The following is a 22,657-nucleotide window of genomic DNA, read 5'->3' as shown; positions in this document are numbered from 1 at the left end:
GCCCGACCGCATCCAGCCCGACCCGACGACAGTCCCACACCGAAGCGCGACGAGAGGACCGACGATGACCACCTCCGACCCCGACCAGGCCGGACAGATCGATACCACCGACACGGCAGGGACCGAGCCGGGATCGGAGGGGCCGTCGACGACCGACCCGGCGGCCCCGCAGGCTCCGCAGGACCAGCCCGACACCACGAGCGCCGCCGGCCGGGCAGAGGACGACGCGGCCGCGACGGCCGATGCCGGGACCGGCGCGGGAGACCCGGCCGGCACAGCGGAGAACGCCGACAGCACCTTCCGGCCGACGGAGCAGCTGCCCGCGGACCTGCAGGCCGCGGACGACGCGATCGAGCAGGCCAGGCACTCCGCCCAGGACGCGATCCCGGAGGTCGACCGGACCGTGACCGAGACGCCGGACGACCAGGAGAGCTGAGACCGCGCCCGGCCGGGCGGTCCGGGGATCAGCAGGATCCGGGGTGCAGCAGGATCCGGGGTGCAGCAGGATCCGGGGTGCAGCAGGATCAGTAGCCCTTGTAGGGGCCGCCTGCCCGTAGCGAGACCAGACCGGGCACGTTGTGCACGGAGCCGTAGCGATTCACGGCGTAGTTGACCCCGGCGAAGATGTTGGCCGACGGGTTGAACAGGTCGGTGGACAGCGCGGTCGACCGCCAGCGGTCGAAGGTCGGCTGGATGACCTGCATCAGGCCCTTCGACGGGTGGCCGGCCTGGGCGTTGGAGTCCCAGAGGTTGATGGCGTCCGGCCGGCCGGAGGACTCGTACCGGATGATCGTCTCGACGTCGGTGACGCTGTCCAGCCAGGTGCGACCCTGGGCCGCGAGCACGCAGCGGATGACCGGTCGCCAGCGGGTGAGGGTGGTGCCGGCCGGATCGGCCGCGGTGGTGTTGCAGAGGCGGGCGTGTACGCCCTTGTCCTTCCACCACAGCGGGGTCTGCAGCGAGTCGTAGACGACGAAGTAGCCGTCGGGCTGCAACGTCGCCCGGGCGGTGGTGTTCTTGGTCGCCGACTGCCAGAGGGTCTTCCCGGCGCGGGCGACGACCAGGTTGCCGTCCACCCGGACCGCGGCCTGGGCGCCCGGGTTGCCACCGGTGCCGGAGCTCCAGATGAGCGTCCCGTCGCGATGGATCACCAGGTTGCCGTCGCTCTGCATCAGAAGCCGGACCCGGCCGTCCTTGGTGAACAGCATCCAGCCGGGCTGCAGGATCGTCCCACGGAACAGTGTCGAGTTGGTGGCGCCGCTGTTCCAGAGCGCGTAGCCGGACCCGGCGGCACGGACGGCGAGCACGGCGTTCTGGCCGAGGCTCAGGTAGGCGCCGGCACGGCCGGCGGTGGGCGTGGACCACAGGGTGGTGCCACCCGCAGCCAGGACGGCGAAGCTCCCGTCGGCCCGCATGGTGGCGTAGGCGCCGGCGTTCCCGCCCGTCGGCGTCTGCCAGATGAGCGTCTTCTGGGCGAAGATCCGCAGCTCGCCGGAGGTCGACATGACCATGCTGACCTGGCCGCTGGCCAGGGTGATGGTGCGGCCGGACGCGAGCTTCTGCCCCGCGGTCATCACGGTGCGGAAGCTGGCGATGGTGCTCGCATCGGCGGTCGCCGCCGGGGTGACGGCCATCGTGACGGTGGTGCCGAACAGCAGGAGCACCACCAGTGCAAGGCGTGTCGGAACCCTGCGCAGCACAGTCAGCGGCATATCATCTCCCCGGTTGGTCGCCAGGAGTGACTTTACGGTGACTTTCAGTGATCAGCCAGCGCAGGAGTGATCGTCGAGACGTTTTCCATCGGTGGTCTGACACGCAGCCGAGACGACTTCGCGCTCCGAAGCCGGAGGGCGACCCGCGACCGTCGCCGGGCACCGATATGTTGGCCGCCATGGCGGCGAAGAGCGCTTCACCCTCCACCGAGCTCACTGTGGGTGACCGTACGGTCCGGTTGTCCAATCCCGATCGCGTCTACTTCCCGGCCCGGGGCGAGACGAAGTTGGACCTCGCGCACTACTACCTGTCCGTTGCCGACGGCATCGTCCGCGCCCTGCGCGAACGACCGTGCATGCTGCACCGCTTCCCCACCGGGATCAGCGGCGAGAAGGTGCACCAGAAGCGGCTGCCGCGTGGTGCGCCGGACTGGGTGGAGACCGTGCGGCTGTACTTTCCGCGGTGGGGACGGCATGCCGACGAACTGTGCGTCACCGAGCCGGCCGCGGTGATCTGGGCCGTGCAGATGTCCACGGTCGAGTTCCACCCGTGGAACTCCCGCCGGGCGGACACCGAGCGGCCCGACGAGTGGCGCATCGACCTGGACCCGATGCCCGACTGCGACTTCGACCGGGTCCGACGGGTGGCCGGTGTGGTGCACGAGGTGCTCGACGAGCTGGGCATGACCGGCTATCCGAAGACGTCGGGCGGGAAGGGCCTGCACGTCTACGTGCGGATCCGGCCGGAGTGGGAGTTCGCCGACGTCCGGCGTGCTGCACTCGCCTTCGCCCGCGAGGTGGAGCGCCGGGCCCCCGACGACGTCACCACGACCTGGTGGCGCAAGGACCGGGATCCGGCGAAGCTCTTCGTCGACTACAACCAGAACGCCCGCGATCACACCATCGCCTCGGCGTACTCGGTCCGCGGCAACCCGGAGGGCACCGTGTCCACCCCGGTGCACTGGCACGAGATCGCCGACCTGCACCCGCGCGACTTCACCATCGCCACCGTGCCGGCCCGGTTCGCGGAGCTGGGTGATCTGCACGCAGGCATCGACGACATCGCGTTCCCACTGGACCCGCTGCTGGAGTGGGCCGAGCGGGACGAAAGGTCCGGCGCCGACACGCCGCCCGAGGCCGACGATCTCGAGAAATGAACGGGGTGGGTCTCAGGCCGGCCGGTGCAGATCCAGGAACTCGTCGACCCGGGTGAGCCGCAGGATCGTGCGCACCGGCAGCGGCATGCCACCTCGCGCCGGATCGGTGCGCAGCACCGGCTCGGTGAAGTCCTCGGTCCGTCCGCGCATCACGATCGAGCAGCCGCCGGCGGCCAGCACGTTCCGCACCCAGTCGGAGCGCGAGCCGTAGGTGAGGGCGATCCGCACGCCGTCGCCGGTCCGGAAGACGTTGACCGGGGTGCGGAACTCCTTCCCGGACTTCCGGCCCCGGTGCACGAGCAGGCCGAAACCCGGTGCCCGGGGCGCGATCCGGCGGACCACCTTGTTCAACCCGACCCGGTTCGCCCGGGCCACCCAGCGTGGCAGCGGCATGCGTCCTCCTCGGGCCTCGCCGGGATCCCGGCGCCCCGGATCAGGGCGGTCCGGCGCCGCGGTCCCGTTCCTGGGCGAGCACCTGCTCGACCCCGGCGAGACTGCGTAGATTCTGCAACGGCCGACGCATCCGCGCATTGCCGGCCAGGTCGCCGGACATCCGGTCCAGGGCCGCCCAGTAGCCGGCGGTGAACGGACAGGCCTTCTCGCCCAATCGTTCCGACGGCCGGTACACGCAGCCACCGCAGTAGTCGCTCATCCGGTGGATGTACGCACCGCCGGACAGGTACGGCTTGGTCGCCATCGCTCCGCCGTCCGCGTGCTGGCTCATCCCGACCACGTTCGCCGGCATCACCCACTCGTAGCCGTCGACGAACGCGCAGCGGAACCAGTCGGACAGCGCCGACGGGCGGAAACCCCGCTGCAGCGCCCAGTTCCCGAGCACCATGAGCCGTGGGATGTGGTGCACCCAACCGTGGTCGCGGACGCCGGCCAGCACGTCGGACAGGCAGCGCGCCTGCACCGCGTCGGCGTCCAGCCGGGCGAACCACCGCGGCAGCGGCCCGGTCGCGCCGTGTTCGTTGCGGTGCCGGTAGTCGGGCCCGAAGTGCCAGTACAGCTGCCAGACGTACTCCCGCCAGCCGATGACCTGACGGACGAACCCCTCGGCCGAGGCCAGCTCCACCCGACCGGCCCGGTAGGCGTCCTCGACGGCGGCGACCACCTCCAGCGGGTCGAGCAGACCGAGGTTCATCGGCACCGACAGCAGGCTGTGCGCCATCACCGGGTCACCGGCCAACATGGCGTCCTCGTGCGGTCCGAAGTGCGGCAGCCGGTGCTCGACGAACCGGTGCAGGGCGGCCAGGGCTTCCCGCCGGGTCACCGGGAACCACCGTGGTCCGTCGTTGCCGATCGGGTCGATGATGCCGTCCCGGGTCCACCGGTCCAGGTCCTCCCGGACCCCTTCGTCGATGTCGTCCTCCCGCGGCCGGTAGGGCGCCGGGAGGTCCAGAGTCGGTGCGCCCTTCGGCGGCGGCTCCCGGTTCTCCTCGTCCAGGCTCCAACGGCCACCGACCGGCCGGTCCCCGTCCATCAGGATGCCCAGCCGTTCCCGCTGGAACCGGTAGAAGGCCTCCATCCTGACGGTGCGCCGGTCGCCGACCCACTCGCGGAAGTCGTTGCGGGACAGGCTGAATCCGGCAGCCGGATCGACGCGGTCGACCAGGCTCTCGTCCGCCAGCGTGCGGACGAAACGGTCCGCCTGCCGGGAGGTCGGGGCGTGCACGTCGACCGGCCGGCCGAACTCGCGCAGCGCCTCCCGGTAGTTCGCGGCGTGCAGCAGGGTGGCCCGGTCGCCGAGTTCGGCGGCCCGGTGCCGGATCGCGGACAGGGTCAGGTGGAGTTTCTGCCGGTGGAACGGCTTGTGGCCCAGCGCGTGCACACTCTCCACCAGCAGGACGTCCCGACCCCGGGTGTCGAAGTGCGGTCCGAGCTGGTCGCCGAAGAGCCAGCGGGGGGTGGGGCTGCTGTGCTCGGCCATGCGCGGGGTGTGCCCGCTGCGCACGCCCCCGACACCCTGCTGTCCTAGGGTGAACGGCATGGAGCGAGCGAGCGGGCACGTGGTGCTCGCGGAGGCCGACAGCGAATCCTTCGCCTCCCTCCGGCGGCGACCGACCTCTCGCGACGACCGGTACCGCATGGGACGCGCACTGCGGCACAAGGTGTCGCGCTCCGAGCTGGGCGACTGGACGCCGCCGGTCGGGCGGCCGGATCCGGTGGCGCTGATCCAGGAATCGCACGAAGGTCGGGTGGACCGGCTGGTGCCGATCCGGGTCGGCCGGATGGTCGCCTCCCCGTACGGGTTCCTCCGCGGGACCGCGGTGGTGATGGCCGAGGACGTCGCGCACCTGCCGCGGACCGGCATCACCCCGGTCATCTGCGGGGACAGCCATCTGGGCAACTTCGGCTTCTACGCCTCGCCGGAGCGGGACCTGGTCATCGACCTCAACGACTTCGACGAGGCCCACCCCGGTGGGTGGGAGTGGGATCTGCGCCGGCTGGTGGCCAGCATCTGGGTGGCGGGCCGGCAGAACGGGTTCACCGAGGAACAGTGCGGTGCGGCCGTGCAGTCGTGCGTGTCGGCCTACCGTGCGGAGGTCCGGCACCTGGCGGAGCAGCCGCTGCTCGCCCGGTCCTACGAACGCCTGGACGTGACGCGGATGCACGAGAGCGCGCGCGAGGACTCGCTGCGCGCCGAGATCGACCGGGCTGCGGCCCGCGCCCGCACCCGGACCAGTGACCGCGCGCTCCCCCGGTTCACCACCCGGCTCGGTGGTTCCCGCAAGATCGTCGAGGAGCCGCCGCTGATCACCCGGCTCGGCGACCGGGAGGCAGAGGCCCTCGCGGTCGGGCTGGACGAGTACCTGGCCACCCTGGCACCGCACTGGCGACGGGCCCTCGGCGGGTACACGCTGGTCGACGTCGCGCACAAGGTGGTGGGGGTCGGGTCCGTCGGCCTGCGGGCGTACGTGGCGCTGCTCGAGGGCAGCAGCCCGGACGACGTGGTGTTCCTGCAGCTCAAGCAGGCCCGGCGGTCGGTCCTGGCCAAGTACGTGCACGGTGATTCCGCGTGGCACCGGCACCAGGGGCAACGGGTGGCCGAGTACCAGCAGGCCCTGCAGACCGTCAGCGATCCGCTGCTGGGCTGGACGACCGTGGACGGCCTCGACTTCTACGTCCGGCAGTTCCGGAACATGAAAGGCACCGTCGCCCTCGACTCCATCGACGGGGCGGCGCTCACCGACTACGCCGGGATCGTCGGCCACCTCCTCGCCAAGGGTCACGCCCGGACCAGCGGGGCATCGATGATCTCCGGCTACGTCGGCTCCTCCGACCGCCTCGACCGGGCGATGATCCGGTTCGGCCGGGCCTACGCCGACCAGACCGAGGCCGACCACGCCCGCCTCGTCGACGCCGTGCGCCGGGGCGTGCTGCCGGTGGAGTCCGGGGTCTGAGATCCGCCTTGCTGCGGGAGCGCTGCCCGGCCGCGTACGCCCATCGGCTCCGGGTAGTAATGGAGCATGAGCGATCTGCTGCTGGTCGAAGAGGTGTTCCTGCTCGCGCACGACGAGGAGTCGGGCAAGCAGTCGGCGGCGGTGAGCATGCCGGGAGTGCTGTCCGGGGCGCTGCTGCTCGATCTGGCCCTCCGTGAGCTGATCACGGTGGACGAGAAGAAGGACGTCACCACCACCGGCGCGGTCCCGGATCACCCGCTGCTGCAGGAGGCGATCGACGTGATCGTGGCCGAGGAGAAGGTGCGCAGCGTCCGGCAGTGGCTCTACCAGCTGGCGTCGAAGATGAACCCGCTGCTGGAGAAGGTCGGCCGGTCGCTGGTCGAGCGCGGGATCCTCGGCGAGCAGCGGGCGAAGTTCCTCGGCCTGTTCCCGACCACCCGCTGGCCGGAGCTGGACCCGGCCCCCGAGCAACAGCTGCGGGCCCGGCTGCAACAGGTCCTGCTGCAGCAGGTCGAGCCGACGGATCCCGATGTCGCGTTGGTCGCCCTGCTCGAGGGACTGCACCTGCCGGCGACGTTCGTCGACAAGGCGGACCGGTCGCACGCCAGGAAGACCGCAACGGAACTGACCAGGATGGCGGAACGGGGTGAGGTCATCTCGAAGACCATCGGCGAGACGCTCCGCGGCACCCAGGCGGCGATCCTCGGGGCGGTGGCAGCATCGACCGCGGCGGCCGTCGCGACCAGTGCCAACTGACGCCGGACCACGGAAACCCGCACGCCAGCGCGCTTCTCCGGGACTGTCGGTGGTGATACCTACAGTGGAACGGTGACCGACAAGAACCTGTCGCGGATCGCGGCACTCCTGCGCAAGGCCGAGTCGACGGAGAACGAGCACGAGGCGGACGCCTACCTGCAGGCCGCCCAGCGGCTGGCCACGTTGAACTCCGTCGACCTCGCGGTCGCGCGGGCCCACACGACGGAGAAGGAGCGTCGGAGCGTCCCCGAGCAGCGGACGATCGAGATCGGCCCGTCCGGGAAGCGCGGCCTCCGCACCTACGTGCAGCTCTACCTGGCCATCGCAAGGGCGAACCAGGTCACCTGCGACATCGCCCGCAACTCGACCCGGGTCTACGCCTACGGGTTCGACAGCGACCTGGATGCCGTCGATGCGCTGTACTCGTCGCTGGTGGTGCAGATGGTGCGGTCCTGCGACGCCTACCTCCGCTCGCCGGAGCGCCTGGCCAAGGACACCGTTGCGGACGTCGAGGACTTCTGGGACGGGCAGCGGTGGCGCCGGCGCCAGGTCGAGCGACCGGTGCATGCGACCACCGCCCGGATCAACTTCCAGGCGGCGTTCGCCGCACGCATCGGCAAGCGGCTCGCGCAGGCGCGGGAGAAGGCGCAGGCCGAGGTGGTCGCCGACACCGCGCGCACCGGCGTGGAACTGGTGCTGCGCGCGAAGGAGGTCGAGCTGGCCGATCACTACAAGGCACACTCGACCGCCCGGGGCAGCTGGGGCGGGTACCGGGCGGACGCCGGTCATTCGGAGTTCTCCCGTCGTGCCGGGGATCGTGCGGGCAAGGTGGCGCGACTCGGCGCGAACGCCGAGATCGGCGGCGCGCGGGCCGGTATCGAGGCCCGGTGACCCCGCCCCGCGGCGCCGGCCGGGCCGATGCCGCATCCACCAGGGACTCCCAACGCAGTCGGGTGTACGACGCGCAGCACCTGGTGCAGCGGCTCCTCGATCGTTCCGCGGATCATCCCGTGGTAGAGGTCGCCGGCAGCCGGATCACCTTGCCGGTCGAACGGCATTTCGGTGCGGTCGCCGACGTCCAGGCCTACCTGGACCGGGTGCTGGCGCTCGGCTGGGTGCGATCGACCTGGCCGAGAGCCGCCCTTCCGGTCGGCGTCCGGGAGCGGGCCGGGCACACGCAGGCGCACTACGAGTTCGCCGGAGCGACCATCGCCCTGCCGCCGTACCGGGCCGGATCCGCCTGGGCCCTGCGCGAACTCGTCGTCCTGCACGAGCTGGCGCACCACCTGACCGGGCCCGGGCCGGCGCACCACGGCGAGGAGTTCCTCGCCTGCTATCTGGAACTCGTCGACGCGCTCATCGGCACGGAGGCCGCCTTCCTGCTGAGAGTGACGCTGATGGACGTCGGTGCCCGGGTCGGCTGACGGTCGTCCCCTCGATCGGGTGACGCAGATCTCCGGAGCGAGCGGAATGCGAACGGCCGTACGGGGCATTGCACATCAGGTGAACTCCTCTGCGTGCCGGACGGTGGTCCGGTTGCGCCTGGAGTCGGTGACCCGTCTTCCGCTGGTCCGCTTCGCCGGTATCGGCACCGCGGCGACGCTCGTGCAGCTGGCCGTGTTCGCGGTGCTGAACCCGTGGGTGCCCGGCCTGCCGGCGAACGTCCTGTCCTGGACGGTCGCCACGCTCGCCGCCAACGCGACCCAGCGCTCGCTCGCCTTCTCCGTCCACGGCACCGCCGGCCTGGGACGTGATCTCGCCGTCGGTCTCGTGTCGAGCGTGCTGGGTCTGCTGGTGTCCGTGTTGATCTTCGGGATCCTCGACACCGAGGACACGGTCACCGGACTGCTGATCCTGATCGGGGTGAACACCGCGATCGGTCTGTCCCGGTACTTCCTGCTCCGGCGGTGGTTCCTCGCCCGCACGGGCTGATCCCGCTCGGGCCCGACCGTCCCGGGCAACGGAAGCGCAACGTTCCCGGAGCGCGGTCACGTGGTGGTCGTGCACCGGCCCCCGTCCACGACCGCCCCGGGCACATCAGGGAAACCGGGTAGGGATCACCACCCGGGTGGTGGACCTTCCCCTACTGTGCCCGGCGGCTGCGACGCCCCACACTGGGCGGGTGAGCAGCTCACCCCCGGATCGACGCGACCGCCCGCGGACCAGGCACCGGACGTACATCGGTGCCGCCGCGGCGTTCTTCGGCCTCGGTATCGCATCGATCGTCCTGCTGCCGCTGGTGATCGTCTCCGCCGCACTGATCGCGGTGTGGGTGGGCATCCCGATGCTCGCCCTCTCGCTGCAGCTGCTCCGGCTGACCTCGATGGGCTATCGGCGGGTCGCCGGCCGGGTGCTGCGGCACCAGGTCGAGCCTCCGTACCGGCGGTCCGAGGCACGCGGCTTCATCGACCGGTTCCGGAACCGGATCACCGATCCGACGACCTACCGTGACCTGCTCTGGCTCCCCCTGGCCGTCGTCGTGGGCTTCCCTCTCGGGATCACCGCGCTCGTGTTCTACCTGGTCTTCCCGGTCGGGGTCTTCGTCTCACCGGTGCTGCTGCGGGTGTTCTCCGCGCTGGCCGGGACGGTGCTGCGGAGGGCGGACTCGGAGCAGATGGCCCAGCGGATCGGCGAGCTCTCCCGCTCCCGGGCCGATGCCGTCGACATCCAGGCCGCCGAGCTCCGGCGGATCGAACGCGACCTGCACGACGGCGCCCAGGCCCGACTGGTGGCGCTGTCGATGAACCTGGGGCTCGCCGAGCAGTTGATGGACAAGGATCCCGATGCCAGCCGCGAGTTGATCGCGGAGAGCCGGCAGAGCGCATCCGTCGCCCTGTCCGACCTGCGCGGTCTCGTGCGCGGGATCCTGCCGCCGGTGCTGGCGGACCGAGGTCTGGTCGGCGCCATCCAGGCGCTGGCGCTCGGCCATCCCGGACCGGTCGAGGTGGACCTGGACATCCAGGGCCACCCGCCGGCACCGGTGGAGTCCGCGATGTACTTCGCGGTCGCCGAAGCACTGTCGAACTCGGCGAAACATGCGATGGCGCAGCACACCTGGATCTGGGGGCGGTATACCGACGGACGGCTGCACCTCTCGGTCGGTGACGACGGGATCGGTGGCGCGGTGCTCTCCCCGCAGGGCGGGTTGACCGGTCTCGGTCGGCGCCTGGCAGCATTCGACGGGTCGGTCGCCGTCGCCAGTCCGCCCGGGGGTGGCACCATCGTGAACCTGGAGGTGCCGTGCGCGTTGTCATCGGTGAGGACCTGACGCTGCTGCGGGACGGGCTGATCCGGCTGCTGGCCGCGCACGACTTCGAGGTCGTCGAGGCCGTCGACAACGGCCCGGGGCTGCTGCGCGCACTGGTGACGCATCGCCCCGATGTCGCGGTCGTCGACGTCCGGCTGCCGCCGACCTTCACCGACGAGGGGCTGCGGGCGGCGATCGACGCGCGCTCGCAGATCCCCGGGCTGCCGGTCCTGGTGCTGAGTCAGTACGTGGAGCAGCTGTACGCGCGGGAGCTGCTGGCCGGCGGTGACGGCGGCGTGGGATACCTGCTCAAGGACCGGATCTCGGACGTCGAGCAGTTCGTCGACGCCGTCCGCCGGGTGGCCGGCGGCGGCACCGCGATGGATGCCGAAGTGATCTCGCAGCTGCTCACCCGCAAGCGCCGCGGGAGCGCGGTGGACACCCTGTCGCCGAGGGAGACCGAGGTGCTCGGACTGATGGCGGAGGGCCGGTCCAACGCCGCCATCGCGGCCCGGATGTTCGTCACCGAGAAGGCCGTCGGAAAGCACACCAACTCGATCTTCACCAAGCTCGACCTACCGGTCAGCGAGGACGACAACCGCCGGGTGCTCGCCGTCCTCGCCTACCTCAACCAGTAGACCGGCCGCCGGCTCAGATCTCGTTCGCCTCGGGGTCGATCACGTGCACCGCGGCCTCCTCGGCACTCGCGGCAGCGCCGTCGATGCCGACATCCTCGCCCCAGAGCTCCTTCTCGGTGTCCTCGTACTCGCCGAGATCGCTGCTGACGAGGCGTCCGGAACGGCTGTCGCCGACCTCCTCGCCCTCCTCGTCGAACAGACCCGAGCGCGGGTCGTCCGCGGAGACATCGGGTTCCTCGGCCGACAGCAGCTCGTCCAGCGACAGCCCGGCCTCCTCCTCCGCCTGCGTCGGGACGTCGATGTGCGGGTCGCGGTCCGGAGGTGAGTAGCCCTCGTCGAGCTGGTCCTTCAGACCGGTGCGCTCGAGGGTGTCGCCCTCGGTCAGCTGCTCCTGCACGCCGTCCGAGACGTCCGGGGTGGTGTCGGTCTCGTCGATGTCCCGGTCGTCGTACTCGCTCATGTCGTCCTTGCACCTCCACGGCCGCCGCGGTCGGCGGCCTTCTCCCCCACCGTATCCGCGGGGCACCGGGGTCATGCGCCGGGCATCGTGGTGATGGTTGCGCCGGGAGCGATCAGCCGAACGGGAGGTCCAGGGAGACGGACCGGGCCGCTGACGGGCAGCCTTCCTCGACCACCGGGGCGACGGCGGTGGTCGGCGGCTCGTCGTCGTCCTCGCCGGCCGTCGCCGCATCCGGGCACCCGACCGCCCGCAGCTGGGCCCCCACCGCTTCGCCGATGGCGGCGAGGGAGTCCAGCTGCTCCGGGGTGAGCCGGTCGATCACCAGGTCGCGCACTGCCTCGACATGGCCGGGCGCGGCCTGCTCGATGGTCACGATGCCCTGCGCGGTGAGCCGGATGAAGGCACCGCGGGCATCGGTCGGACATTCCTCACGGGTCACCAGACCCCGGGTCTCCATCCGGCGGATGTGGTGCGACAGCCGACTCTTCTCCCACCCGACGGCGCGGACCAGGTCACGGGCCCGCAGCCGGTGGTTCGGCGCCTCGGACAGCGCCACCAGCACCGAGTAGTCGGCGGTGGAGAGCCCGGAGTCCTTGGCCAGCTGGCGGTTCAGCGCGAGCTCCAAGGGCATGCGCAGGTGCTGCAGGGCCCGCCAGGCGCGCGCCTCGCGCTCGTCCAACCAGCGGGTGTCACTCATGGACACCACCCTACGCGAGTCGTTGATGCATCACCGACTGGACATGGCGAGCTGGCGCTCGCGGCCTGCGAGACAGCAACGGCGGCCCCGGAACCTCCGGTGCCGCCGTTGCTCCCGCCCGAGCCGCCCCTGGCGCGAGGATCTTCATCGCCCGCGCGTGTGATCATTGCGCTTTTGGGACTGGTGGGACAGTTGTCGCCACTTTCCTACGCGCCTGCGAAGAAGATCCTCGCGCCGGCCCGGGGCACCATCTCGCCATGTCCGGTCGCTCGTCGGAATCGTGCGGTCGAGCATCGCAGCCGCAGTGAGGGACGAACGTAGGCGAGAAGCGCAGAACGCGGGATTCCCTCAAGGACGAGCGACCCGCGGCCACCAGGCCGCCATGTCTAGGCTTGCTTCTTCTGCTCCTCCTCGCGGATCGCCTGGCCGTGCTCGAAGACCGGCACGTCGCCGACGATCGGGTTGGTGCGGCGGGAGGGCGCGAGGTACTTGGTGAAGAGGTTGACGAAGGTGGCGAGGCGGTTGCGGTTGCCGAGCAGCAGCACGATGTGCAGCAGCATCCAGGTCAGCCAGGCCAGGGAGCCGGTGTAGCGGACGGACTTGCCGAGCACCTTGATGTCGCAGACGGCGGCCCGGCGGCCGATCGTCGCCATGGTGCCCTTGTCGTGGTAGGTGAAGGCGGTCAGCGGGCGGCCGATGATCTGCGCGGAGATCTGCTTGCCGATGTGCTTGCCCTCCTGCTGCGCCGGGGTGCCGAGCTGCGGCAGCGGGTCCGGGGTCAGCGCGAGGTCGCCCGCGGCGAAGATGTTCTTGTGGCCGATGACGCGCAGGTTCTCGTCGACGGTGATACGGCCGCCACGGCCCTGCGGCAGGCCCCAGCCCGCGACCAGCTTCGGGATGGTGACACCGGTGGCCCAGACGACCGCGCCGGCCTTCAGGAACGACCCGTCGCCGAACTCGACGCCGTCCGGACGCACCTCGGCCACCGAGGTGTTGAGCCGCAGTTCGACGCCGCGCTCGCGGAGCGCCTTGGCGGCGTACTCCTGCAGTTTGACGTCGAACGGCCCGAGCACCTTGCCGGCCATCTCGATCAGCACGATGTGCGTGCGGCGGGGGTCGAGCTCCGGGTAGATGGACGCCATCGCGTCGTTGCGCAGCTCGGCCAGCGCGCCGGCCATCTCCACGCCGGTGGGGCCGGCGCCGACGACGGCGATGCACAGCTCCTCGCCGGAGGTGGAGGCGGCGGCGTGCTCGAGGTTGGTGAAGATGCGGTCGCGCAGCGCGAGGGCCTGGGCGCGGGTGTAGATCGCGAACGTGTTCTCCTCGGCGCCCTTGGTGCCGAAGTAGTTCGTGGTCGCCCCGGTGCTCAGCACCAGGAAGTCGTAGCTCATCGAGCCGCCGTCCTTGAAGGCCAGCGTCTGCGCATCGGAGTCGATGCCGACCAGCTCGCCCTGCCGGAAGCTGATGTTGCGCTGCGACATCCGGGCGGCCCGGAGGAAGTAGGTGACATCGCCCGGGTTCAGGCCCGCGGTGGCGACCTGGTACAGCAGCGGCTGGAAGGCGTTGTAGGTGTGCCGGTCGACCAGGGTGACGTCCACGTCCGCCTTGCGCAGCGCGCGGATGCACATCAGGCCGGCCATACCGCCACCCACGATGACCACGTGCGGTCGGCGACGGGCCGACACGACGCGGACGGGTGAGCTCTGCTCGGACATGGGACGTTCCTCCAGTCGTTCGTCGGACGCGCCTGTCGTACCTGATCCACCCCGCACGCCACGGACACGGACCACGGCCGTGGGTCTGCTGGCGCGAGGCACCGCGCCCACCACATCGAGAGCCGGATCCGGCCCCTCCGGCGCGGAGTGGCCGGGAAGATTCTGGCACATCGTGAGGTACCCCACCGACCGGACCCGCACCGGCGCCGCCCCGCGGCCCGCGCCGATCAGGAACCCGTGGACCGGTCCACCCGGTCGTCGGCCGGGCGGAGTCGTGTCAGCCCGGCACCGACCACGAGCAGCAGCGCCAGGTCCAGCACCACGGCGACGGCCTGCCACATCGCCCACGAGTCCTGCGGGCCCAGGCCGGCGGTGTCGAGCCCGAAGGCCGCCAGCAGCAGCAGGATCAGCGCCAGGGCGCTCCCCCAGGTCACCAGCAGTCCGGCCCGGCGCAGCGCCGCCCGCGACGCGGCGAGCAGGATCCGCATGCCCAACGGCAGGCAGACCAGCGCCAGCACCGACCCGGCCATGTGCACCTTCGCCGTCCACGACTGTTGGAGCCCGCCGGGATCGGTCCGCACCACGGCGGTCACCATGCAGCCCAGCGCGCCGGCGACCAGCAGCACCAGTGACGTCCGGGCCCGAGGGCTCCGGGTCCACCAGAGCAGCGTGGACACGCCCAGCACCACCAGGAAGGCACTGAACACCCACCCGGTGCTGCCGACGCCGTACTGCGAGACAGAGATGTCCGGCGGCAGCCAGTCACCCTTGACCGCCTGCATGGCGACCACCAGGACGAACACCAGGACGGTGGCCGCCCAGCACACCGGTACGGCGACCGGCCGGGCCCGCAGGCCCGGTGCAGTGCGGGAGTCGACCACGCCGATCATTGTCCCCGACGGTGCCGGACCGCCGTCAGCGACCGGCAGGCGCGGCGAGATCGGAGTAGGAGGGCCAGGTGTCGGCCGGTGTGGTCACCGAGGTGGCGGCCAGCAGCGAGCGCACCACGGCCCTGGTCACCACATCCGCGGCGGCGGTGAGGATGTCGTGCAGGCCGAGGTCGTCCGGCGCCGGTCGGGCGCAGGTGGCCACGCCGAAGACGGTGTCGCCGTCGAACGCCGTGTGCACCGGGTTGAGCGCCCGGGCCAGCCCGTCGTGGGCGACGCCGGCCAACTTCGTGCACTGCGACTTGGACAGCGACGCGTCGGTGGCGACGATCCCGATGGTGGTGTTCTCGATGACCGGCCCGGGCCGCCGGGAGGCCGCGACCAGGTGCGGGTCCCGGCCGCGGATGACGGTCAGCAGCGCCTCCCGCTGCTCGTCGTCCGGCGCAGGCACCCCGCCGGCCACGTCGCCGACGTGCAGGAAGCGTGCACCCAGCAACTCGCCGGTACGGCGGTCCAGCGGGGACCCGGCCGCGTTGGTGGCCATCAGTGCCGCGACCACCGTGCCGTCCTTCAGCACCGCGGACGCCATGCCCAGGCCACCCTTGAGACCGCAGGCGGCGGCACCGGTCCCGGCACCGACCAGACCGGTCCGCCGCATCCGCCCAGGATCGGCGAGCAGCGCGTCGGCAACGGCCGCGCGACCGAAGTCCGCGTCCGGGCGGGCCCGGAACGATCCGCCCCGGCCCAGGTCGAAGAGCACGGCCGCCGGCACGATCGGCACGATCTCCGCCGGGTCGCGGCCGACCGGGAAGCCGATGCCCTGTTCCTCCAGCGCCTCCGCGGCGCCACCGGCGGCGGTGAGACCGTAGGCGCTGCCGCCGGTGAGCACGATCGCGTGCACCCGCTCGATGGACGCGGTCGGGTGCAGCAGGTCCGTTTCCCGGGTACCGGGCGCACCGCCCCGGACGTCGACGCCGGCGGCCATGCCGCCGGGCGGCGCCAGCAGCACCGTGGTGCCGGACAGGTACCCGTCGCCGATGCGATCGTGGTGCCCCAGCCGCAGGCCGGGGATGTCGGTCAGGTCGTTGTGCGGGCCGGGCGCGGGTTCGAAGGCGACGTAGCCGGCGCCACCGGCGGGCTCCGGGACGGTCACGACGCCGCCAGGAAGTGCCGGGCGGTGGCCGCGTAGACGCGGGCGCAGGCGACCAGGTCGTCCACCTCGACGAACTCGTCGACCTGGTGCGCGATCCACTTGCCGCCGGGGCCGTAGACGACGGTGACCAGGCCGGCGTCCCGGGTCAGGATGGTGCCGTCGGTGGTGCCGGGGACCCCGCCGAACGGCGGTGGCGCACCGGTGACCTCCTCGTGCGCCCGGCGCAGCGCCAGCACCACCGGGTCGTCCTCGGCGGTGTCCACCACCGGCCGGTCGTCGATCACCTCCAGCGTCGCGGTCAGATCCCGTGCCGCCGCGACGGTTTCGGCCAGGGCGGTGAGCACGTCGATCAGCTCGGCGTGGTCGATGCCGGGAATGGTCCGGATGTCCAGGTACACCGACGCGACCGCGGGGATGACGTTGACCTGGGCCGGCTGACCGGCGTCCAGCACCGTCGGGGTGATCGAGGTCAGGCCGAGATGCGGGTGCGGGCCGGGGTTCTCCTGCAGCTCCTGCTCGAGCGCACCGATGCCGACCAGGATCTCGCCGATCGCCGGCAGCGGGTTGCGGCCGTGGTGCGGCATCGCGCCGTGCGCCATCACCCCGTGCACGTCGATGCGCGCGCGCACGGCGCCCTTGGCCACCGTGCAGAGCTCGCCGCCCTCCGGCTCGCAGACGATCACCGCGTCGATCGGTGCGCCGTCCAGCCCGCCGGCCGCGCGGTAGGCGTCCGCGAAGTGCTTGGCACCCAGCATCATGCCCTCCTCGTCGGCGAGCGCGGCCACCACGATGCGGCCGTCGAAACCGCCGAGCTCGACGGCGCGGGCGGCATGGATCATCGCGGCGACGCCGGCCTTCATGTCGGCCGACCCGCGGCCCAGCAGCTTCCCGTCGACGACGTCGCCGGAGTACGGGTCGAAGCTCCAGCCGTCCGGGTCGCCCTCGGTGACGACGTCGGTGTGGCCCTCGAACATCAGCGTCCGGCCGGGGCCGCGACCGTGCACCACGCCGACGACATTCGGTCTGCCCGGGGCGACCTCGCTGATCGTCACCTGCCAGCCGTAGGAGGTCATCAGCTGTGCGACCAGGTCGGCGGCGGGCTGCTCGACCACCCCGGCACCGGTGTTCACCGTGCGCAGCCGGACCAGCTGCTGCGTGAGGTCCAGCAGGTCCGCGTCATCGATGTCCGGCACACTCGTCGTCATGCCGAGGATCATGCATGACCTCGGCGCGACGTAGACAGGCAGGGAGGAACCGGAATGGACAAGGACAGCGCCGGCGCTGTTGCAGCGTCGTCGATTCCCGGCGCGGGGACGTCGGCGATCGTTCCGTCCGACCGCGCCGCCCTGTGGGAGCACCTGACCGACGGCTTCCTCGGTGCGCCGGGGGTGCAACCCGGGAAGGCACTGGGATCTCCGGCCCTGACCGTCGAGGGAAAGATCTTCGTCGCGTCCCTCCCGGACGGGATGATGGCGAAACTGCCGGCCACCCGGATCGACGAGCTGGTCGCCTCCGGTGTCGGGAGCCGGATGCTGAACGCCGGCCGGCCGATGCGGGAATGGATCGTCCTTCCCAGCACCCCCGCCGCAGTGGTCCGGTGGCCGGAGATCGCCACTGAGGCACTGCAGTTCGTCGGCGAACAGCACCGCGCGGCGAGCGCTCCCCGGTGGGGCGAGGGAGAGATCAGGTCGCGGCGCGGCGCTCCGCGGCCGCGAGGGACTTCTGCAGAGTAGGCACCGCCGCCAGCAGGTCCCGGGTGTAGTCGGCGGTGGGGCTGCCGTAGACGTCTTCGACGGTGCCGGCCTCCACCAGGGTCCCGTTCTGCAGCACCGCCACCCGGTCGCAGACCCGGCGGATCACCGACAGGTCGTGCGAGACGAAGACCAGGGTGAGGTTCCGTTCCGCGGCGATCCGGTCCAGCAGGGCCAGGACCGTCGCCCGGACCGTGACGTCCAGGGCCGAGACCGCCTCGTCGGCGAGCAGGATGTCCGGGTCCGGGGCCACGGCCCGGGCGATCGAGATGCGTTGCCGCTGACCACCGGAGAACTGGTGCGGGTACCGCTTCCGTACGTCGGCGTCCAGCCCCACCTGCTCCAGCGCGGCCCGCACCCGCAGGTCGATGTCGTCCCGGCCCTGCACCCGCAGCGGCTCGGCGACGATCTCCCCCACCCGCATGCGCGGGTCGAGCGACCCCATCGGGTCCTGGAAGACCACCTGCAGCCGGCTGCTCAGCTCCCGGCGACCGATCCCGGCGACATCCGTGCCGGACAGCAGGATCCGGCCGGAGGTGGGCGAGTCCAGGCCGGCGATCAGCCGCATCAGGGTGGTCTTGCCCGACCCGGACTCCCCCACGATCCCGAACCGGGACCCGGTCGGGATCGTCAGGTCGATCCCGTCCAGTGCCCGCACCTCGGGGCGCCGGCGCCGGGTGAAGACCCGGCTCACCTGTTCGACCGACACCGCCGGTGCCGCAGCGGATGTCACGATCCCTCCCGGACGGTCAGGTCGGCGTCGGCCAGCAACTGCTTCGTGTGCTCGTGTTGCGGTGCGGTGAGCACCTGGACGGTGCTGCCCGCCTCCACCACCCGGCCGTCGAACATCACCAGGATCCGGTCGCACAGGGAGGCGACCACAGCCAGGTCGTGCGAGATGAACAGCACCGCGGCGTCGACCGCCGCCGACCGGGACGAGATCAGCTCCAGCACGCGGGCCTGGACCGTGACGTCCAGCGCGGTGGTCGGCTCGTCGCAGATCAGCAGGTCGGGGGCATTGGCCAGGGCGATCGCCAGCACCACCCGCTGCCGCTGCCCGCCGGAGAGCTGGTGCGGGTAGGACCGCACCATCCGGTCCGGGTCCGGCAGCCCGGTCTCGGCCAGCAGTTCCAGCACCCGGCCGCGGACCTGGCGACGCGGCACGGTCCGGTGCCGCAGCATCACCTCGGCGACCTGACGGCCGACGGTCATCGTCGGGTTCAGCGCGGTCATCGGCTCCTGGAACACCATGCCGACCCGCAGCCCGCGCACGGCGGCCAGCCGTCGCTCGGACAGGTGCAGCAGATCGGCGTCGACGCCGGCCATCCGCACCGAGCCGGTTGCGGTGAGCCCGTCCGGCAGCAGGCCGGCCAGCGCCAGGCAGGTGAGCGTCTTGCCGGACCCGGAAGCACCGATGATGCCGACCCGCTCGTTGCGGGCGATCTCCAGGTCCACCTCGCGCACCAGCGTGTCGCGGCCGGCAGCGACGCCCAGCCCGGCGACGGTCAGCAGTGGCGCGGTCATCGGGGGCGCGGTCATCGGCCGGCCAGCCTCGGGTCGAAGCGGTCCCGCAGGCCGTCGCCGAGCAGGTTGAACCCGAGCACGGCGATGGCGATCGCCAGCCCGGGCCAGAGCAGCAGGCTCGGGTAGCCGGCCTGCAACGCCGCCTTGTTGTCGAAGAGCATCCGTCCCCAGGACGGGGTGGTCGGACCGGCGCCGAGACCCAGGTAGGACAGCGCCGCCTCGGCCAGGATGGCGATCGCGTAGGCGACCGAGATCTGCACGATCACCAGGCCGGCGACGTTCGGCAGCACGTGCCGGACGGCGATGCCGATCCGGCCGCGGCCGGCCACCCGTGCGGCCTGCACGTAGTCCGTGGTCATCACCACCATGGTCCCGGCGCGCACCACGCGGATGAACGACGGGATGGTGGAGATGCCGATCGCCACCATCGCGGTGGTCACCGAACTGCCGAAGATGGTGGCGAAGATCAGCGCCATCAGCAGCGCCGGGAAGGCCAGCCAGAGGTCGGTCACCCGGAGGATGAACTCGGTCCAGCCACGCGGCAGCATGCCGGCCAGAATGCCCAGCGGGGTGCCGATCACCGCCGCGATACCGACCGCCAGCAGCCCGGCGTACAGCGTGGTGCGGGCCCCGGCCATCAGCAATGACGCCATGTCCCGACCGCGCAGGTCGGTGCCCAGGAAGTGCCCGGCGGTGAACGGGCCGGCGTGCCGATTGGCCACGTCGGTGTAGATCGTCGACCACGGGGTCCAGAAGAACGACACCACCGCCACCAGCACCACGAACACCACCAGCACCAGGCCGGTGCGCAGCAGCCCGCGGCCGCGCCGGTCGCCGGACGACACGTCCAGGGGTGCCTCGGGCACGGCGCTCACGACCGGCGCACCCGGAGCCGGGGATCCACCAGCAGGTAGATCACGTCGACGACGAACGAGACCAGCAGGGCGATCGCGACCAGGGTGATCACGATGGCCTGCACCGCGAGGATGTCCTGGTTGCCGACCATGTCGACCAGCCAGGACCCGATGCCCGGGATGACGAACACCTGCTCCACCACCACCGCACCCACCAGGATCGTGATCATCTGCAACCCGATCACGGTCAACACCGGGATCGAGGCGTTGCGCAGCCCGTGCCGGATCATCGCCTGCCACGGGGTCAGGCCCTTGGACCGGGCGGTGCGCAGGTAGTCCTGGCCCATCTCGTCCAGCACGGCGCTGCGTACGTACCGGGTCAGCACCGCCGCCTGCACCAGGCCGAGCGAGAGCCACGGCAGCACCATCCGGTGCAGGAACCCGAGCGGGTCCTGCGCCGGCACCACGTAGCCGCCGGACGGGAACCAGCCGAGCTTCACCGCGAAGACCGCGATCAGCAGGAACCCGACCAGGAAGGCCGGCACCGCGACGCCGAGCTGGGCGATCCCGGAGATCAGCGTGCCGGACCAGCGCCGGTGCCACATCGCCGCCGCCATGCCCAGAGGTACGGCGATCAGGATCGACAGGATCATCGCGCCGAACACCAGCCAGAGCGTCACCGCGAGCCGGTCGAACAGCTGCGGCCCGATGGCGGCGTCGGAGACGTAGCTGACGCCGAAGTCGCCGCGGATCGCCCCGCCGGCCCAGTCCAGGTACTGGGTGACCAGCGAGCGGTCCAGCCCCATCTGCGCCCGCATCGCGGCGACGGACTCGTCGGTGGCGCCCAGGCCGAGCCGGATCCGGGCCGGATCCCCGATCCCGGACAGCAGCCAGAACACCACCACCGACGCCACCGCGATGCCGGCGAGGAAGATCAGCAGGCGGCGCAGCACCTGCCAGGCGACGGCGCTCACGCCGGTCGTGCCGCCCGCATCAGCTCACCGAGAGGTTCGCCAGCACGAAGGACTCGCCGACCGCGTTCTGCGGCAGACCCTGGACGTTGACGTCGGCGACCATCAGGTTCGGGAAGGACCAGAGCCAGGCCGCAGCCGCATCGTCGGCGAGGATCTCCACGGCCTTCTTGTAGTCCGCGACGTACTCCTCCTCGGTCCCGGCATCGCCGTCGGCGAAGAGCTTCTGCACCTCCGGGTTGTCGTACCGGGTGTAGTACTCAGGGTTGCCCCAGATGGTGGTGACGTCCCGCGGCTCGACGTGGTTGATGATCGTCATGTCGTAGTCGGCCTTGCCGAAAACCTGGTCCAGCCACACCGGGAACGTGACGTTCGAGGCGTTGACGGTGATGCCGGCCTCGGCCAGCTGGGACACGATGATCGGCGCGGCGGCCTGCGCGTACGGGACCGGCGGCAGCGCCAGGTTCAGCGTCAGGTCGGACTGGCCGGCCTCGGCCAGCAGCGCCTTCGCCTTCTCCACGTCGTGCGGGTACTTGTCGGCGAGGTCGACGAACCACGGGTCGTTGGGCGACTCGTGCGATCCGATCACCGTGCCGTAGCCGCCCCAGGCGCCGTCCAGGATCGCCTGCTTGTCCAACGCGTAGTTGATCGCCTGCCGCACCTTGACGTCGTTCAGCGGGGCCTTGCCGTCGTTGAGGGTCATCATGACCTCGCCGTCGGTCGCGCCCTCGATGATCTTGTACTTGCTGGTGTCGGCGAACTGGTCGATCGTCTCCGGCGACTGCAGCGTGGAAACGACCTGGATGCTGCCGGTCAGCAAGGCGCTGTTCATCGCGTCCGCGTCCTTGAAGTACTGGAACGTCACGGTCTTCACCGACGGTGCGGTGCCCCAGTAGTCGGGGTTGCGCTCCAGCACGATCGAGGTGCCGCGGTTCCAGGTCTGCAGCGTGTACGGGCCGGTCCCGATGGCGGTGTTGGCCAGGTCGGCGACGCCGTCCTCGGAGAACATCGCGCCGATGCGGCCGGTCATCCGGAACAGCCAGGAGTTGCTCGGCTGCTTCAGGGTCACCTTGAGCTCGGTCGGCGAGACCACCTCCGTCGAGTCGACGACGTCCATGCCGGCCTTGATCGCGACCGTCCAGTCGCTGGTGACCCGGTCGATCGAGAACTTCGCGTCCTCGGCGGTGAACTCGGAGCCGTCGGAGAAGGTCACCCCGTCCTGCAGGGTGAAGGTGTAGGTCTTGTTGTCGTCCGAGACCTCCCACGCCGACGCGAGTCCCGGCACGATCTGCCCGGACTGGTCGAGCTTGACCAGGGTCTCGTAGACGTTGGTGAGCAGCACCTGCGGGATCGCCGCGCCGTCGGTGGTGGTGAAGTCGAGGCTGGTCGGCTCCAGGATGAAACCGATGCTCAGCGCGGCATCGCTGACCGGGGCCTGGCTGGAACCGGTGGCGCTGCCGTCGCTGCTCGGCGGCGCACTTTCGGTACCGGAGCCGCCGGACGACGGAGCGGCCGTGCTCGGGGTGGTGGTCTGGGCCGCACTGCTGCTCGGGGTGACCGAGGAGCCGGCGGAACAGGCCGAGACCAGGACGAGGGCGGACCCGGCGAGGGCGGCCAGGACCACGCGGGTCCGGGAGCGGGTACTGGCGGTGGTCCTGCGCAGGATCATCGGGACTTCCCTTCTGGGCGGCGGCGCTGCCGGTGATCGGGTCGAGATCCGGTGAATCA

24 protein-coding genes are annotated in these 22,657 nt (G+C 71.2%); 10 read left to right on the top strand and 14 right to left on the bottom strand.

The annotated features are described in order from the left end of the window. Window positions 1–64: 64 nt before the first annotated feature. Complete coding sequence (locus GIS00_RS07730) at window positions 65–436, top strand: hypothetical protein (RefSeq protein WP_154767589.1); 372 nt, start codon at window positions 65–67, stop codon at window positions 434–436. A gap of 88 nt (window positions 437–524) precedes the next feature. On the opposite strand, the gene GIS00_RS07725 is transcribed toward GIS00_RS07730, so the two are convergent. After that, a complete protein-coding gene (locus tag GIS00_RS07725) occupies window positions 525–1,667 on the bottom strand; it encodes a transglycosylase SLT domain-containing protein (protein ID WP_322097671.1) in 1,143 nt (380 codons plus the stop codon). 224 nt (window positions 1,668–1,891) lie between these two features. Between GIS00_RS07725 and ligD the strand changes: the two genes are divergently transcribed. Beyond that, entirely contained in the window at window positions 1,892–2,869 is a 978-nt protein-coding gene (gene ligD / locus GIS00_RS07720) for a non-homologous end-joining DNA ligase (RefSeq protein WP_154767587.1), read from the top strand. Between the two features lie 12 nt (window positions 2,870–2,881). Here ligD and GIS00_RS07715 read toward each other — a convergent pair whose 3' ends face one another. Both GIS00_RS07715 and GIS00_RS07710 read right to left on the bottom strand, forming a co-directional pair. Then, window positions 2,882–3,262, bottom strand: a complete 381-nt coding sequence (locus GIS00_RS07715; RefSeq protein WP_154767586.1) for a nitroreductase family deazaflavin-dependent oxidoreductase — start codon at window positions 3,260–3,262, stop codon at window positions 2,882–2,884. Between the two features lie 40 nt (window positions 3,263–3,302). Continuing rightward, window positions 3,303–4,802, bottom strand: coding sequence for a cryptochrome/photolyase family protein (locus GIS00_RS07710; protein ID WP_154768028.1), 1,500 nt, complete (start codon window positions 4,800–4,802; stop codon window positions 3,303–3,305). 58 nt (window positions 4,803–4,860) lie between these two features. Here GIS00_RS07710 and GIS00_RS07705 point away from each other — a divergent pair, with 58 nt between their 5' ends. The 7 genes from GIS00_RS07705 (at window position 4,861) to GIS00_RS07675 (ending at window position 10,917) form a co-directional block, all read left to right on the top strand. Further along, window positions 4,861–6,276 carry a DUF2252 domain-containing protein gene (locus GIS00_RS07705; protein WP_154767585.1) on the top strand — a complete coding sequence of 472 codons (1,416 nt, stop codon included), beginning with the start codon at window positions 4,861–4,863 and terminating at the stop codon, window positions 6,274–6,276. Window positions 6,277–6,342: 66 nt separating this feature from the next. Continuing rightward, on the top strand, window positions 6,343–7,032 hold the full coding sequence (locus tag GIS00_RS07700; protein ID WP_154767584.1) for a GOLPH3/VPS74 family protein: 690 nt from the start codon (window positions 6,343–6,345) through the stop codon (window positions 7,030–7,032). A 72-nt stretch (window positions 7,033–7,104) separates the two neighbouring features. Next, entirely contained in the window at window positions 7,105–7,923 is an 819-nt protein-coding gene (locus GIS00_RS07695; protein ID WP_322097670.1) for a DUF2786 domain-containing protein, read from the top strand. Next, on the top strand, window positions 7,920–8,456 hold the full coding sequence (locus GIS00_RS07690) for a TIGR04338 family metallohydrolase (RefSeq protein WP_322097669.1): 537 nt from the start codon (window positions 7,920–7,922) through the stop codon (window positions 8,454–8,456). The genes GIS00_RS07695 and GIS00_RS07690 overlap by 4 nt, the downstream gene beginning before the upstream one ends. Window positions 8,457–8,583: 127 nt before the next feature. Further along, the gene (locus GIS00_RS07685; RefSeq protein ID WP_196073159.1) at window positions 8,584–8,964 is read left to right on the top strand and encodes a GtrA family protein; all 381 of its coding nucleotides are present in this window, start codon (window positions 8,584–8,586) and stop codon (window positions 8,962–8,964) included. A 190-nt stretch (window positions 8,965–9,154) separates the two neighbouring features. Continuing rightward, window positions 9,155–10,300 (top strand): sensor histidine kinase, encoded by a 1,146-nt coding sequence (locus GIS00_RS07680; protein WP_196073158.1) that lies wholly within the window; start codon window positions 9,155–9,157, stop codon window positions 10,298–10,300. Beyond that, window positions 10,273–10,917 (top strand): response regulator transcription factor, encoded by a 645-nt coding sequence (locus tag GIS00_RS07675; RefSeq protein ID WP_322097668.1) that lies wholly within the window; start codon window positions 10,273–10,275, stop codon window positions 10,915–10,917. The genes GIS00_RS07680 and GIS00_RS07675 overlap by 28 nt, the downstream gene beginning before the upstream one ends. A 13-nt stretch (window positions 10,918–10,930) precedes the next feature. Here GIS00_RS07675 and GIS00_RS07670 read toward each other — a convergent pair whose 3' ends face one another. The 6 genes from GIS00_RS07670 to GIS00_RS07645 all read right to left on the bottom strand — a co-directional run bounded on the left by GIS00_RS07670 (window position 10,931) and on the right by GIS00_RS07645 (window position 17,034). Next, entirely contained in the window at window positions 10,931–11,377 is a 447-nt protein-coding gene (locus GIS00_RS07670) for a DUF5709 domain-containing protein (RefSeq protein WP_154767581.1), read from the bottom strand. A 112-nt stretch (window positions 11,378–11,489) separates the two neighbouring features. Continuing rightward, entirely contained in the window at window positions 11,490–12,074 is a 585-nt protein-coding gene (locus GIS00_RS07665; protein WP_154767580.1) for a MarR family winged helix-turn-helix transcriptional regulator, read from the bottom strand. A gap of 386 nt (window positions 12,075–12,460) precedes the next feature. Beyond that, window positions 12,461–13,789 carry an NAD(P)/FAD-dependent oxidoreductase gene (locus GIS00_RS07660; RefSeq protein WP_154767579.1) on the bottom strand — a complete coding sequence of 443 codons (1,329 nt, stop codon included), beginning with the start codon at window positions 13,787–13,789 and terminating at the stop codon, window positions 12,461–12,463. A gap of 227 nt (window positions 13,790–14,016) precedes the next feature. Further along, window positions 14,017–14,670 (bottom strand): DUF998 domain-containing protein, encoded by a 654-nt coding sequence (locus tag GIS00_RS07655; RefSeq protein ID WP_196073157.1) that lies wholly within the window; start codon window positions 14,668–14,670, stop codon window positions 14,017–14,019. 34 nt (window positions 14,671–14,704) lie between these two features. Next, window positions 14,705–15,829 carry a P1 family peptidase gene (locus tag GIS00_RS07650; RefSeq protein WP_322097667.1) on the bottom strand — a complete coding sequence of 375 codons (1,125 nt, stop codon included), beginning with the start codon at window positions 15,827–15,829 and terminating at the stop codon, window positions 14,705–14,707. Further along, window positions 15,826–17,034 carry a M20 family metallopeptidase gene (locus GIS00_RS07645; protein ID WP_230312922.1) on the bottom strand — a complete coding sequence of 403 codons (1,209 nt, stop codon included), beginning with the start codon at window positions 17,032–17,034 and terminating at the stop codon, window positions 15,826–15,828. The genes GIS00_RS07650 and GIS00_RS07645 overlap by 4 nt, the downstream gene beginning before the upstream one ends. Window positions 17,035–17,088: 54 nt before the next feature. On the opposite strand from GIS00_RS07645, the gene GIS00_RS07640 reads away from it, so the two are divergent. After that, on the top strand, window positions 17,089–17,562 hold the full coding sequence (locus GIS00_RS07640) for a hypothetical protein (RefSeq protein ID WP_154767576.1): 474 nt from the start codon (window positions 17,089–17,091) through the stop codon (window positions 17,560–17,562). Here the strand turns inward: GIS00_RS07640 and GIS00_RS07635 are convergent. The 5 genes from GIS00_RS07635 to GIS00_RS07615 are packed head-to-tail and all read right to left on the bottom strand — an operon-like array spanning window position 17,513 to window position 22,598. Continuing rightward, window positions 17,513–18,313: an ABC transporter ATP-binding protein gene (locus tag GIS00_RS07635; RefSeq protein ID WP_322097666.1), complete on the bottom strand. Its 801-nt coding sequence runs from the start codon at window positions 18,311–18,313 to the stop codon at window positions 17,513–17,515. The genes GIS00_RS07640 and GIS00_RS07635 overlap by 50 nt on opposite strands. Continuing rightward, window positions 18,310–19,119 carry an ATP-binding cassette domain-containing protein gene (locus GIS00_RS07630; protein WP_230312921.1) on the bottom strand — a complete coding sequence of 270 codons (810 nt, stop codon included), beginning with the start codon at window positions 19,117–19,119 and terminating at the stop codon, window positions 18,310–18,312. Before GIS00_RS07630 ends, GIS00_RS07635 begins: the two co-directional genes overlap by 4 nt. Beyond that, window positions 19,116–19,949, bottom strand: a complete 834-nt coding sequence (locus GIS00_RS27390) for an ABC transporter permease (RefSeq protein WP_407666803.1) — start codon at window positions 19,947–19,949, stop codon at window positions 19,116–19,118. The genes GIS00_RS07630 and GIS00_RS27390 overlap by 4 nt, the downstream gene beginning before the upstream one ends. 26 nt (window positions 19,950–19,975) lie before the next feature. Then, on the bottom strand, window positions 19,976–20,932 hold the full coding sequence (locus GIS00_RS07620) for an ABC transporter permease (RefSeq protein ID WP_322097664.1): 957 nt from the start codon (window positions 20,930–20,932) through the stop codon (window positions 19,976–19,978). Between the two features lie 19 nt (window positions 20,933–20,951). Then, on the bottom strand, window positions 20,952–22,598 hold the full coding sequence (locus GIS00_RS07615) for an ABC transporter substrate-binding protein (RefSeq protein ID WP_154767575.1): 1,647 nt from the start codon (window positions 22,596–22,598) through the stop codon (window positions 20,952–20,954). Between the last annotated feature and the right edge of the window lie 59 nt (window positions 22,599–22,657).

It is taken from the genome of Nakamurella alba (genome assembly GCF_009707545.1).
Lineage (GTDB): Bacteria > Actinomycetota > Actinomycetes > Mycobacteriales > Nakamurellaceae > Nakamurella > Nakamurella alba.
This window is presented reverse-complemented; position numbering and strand designations above follow the sequence as displayed.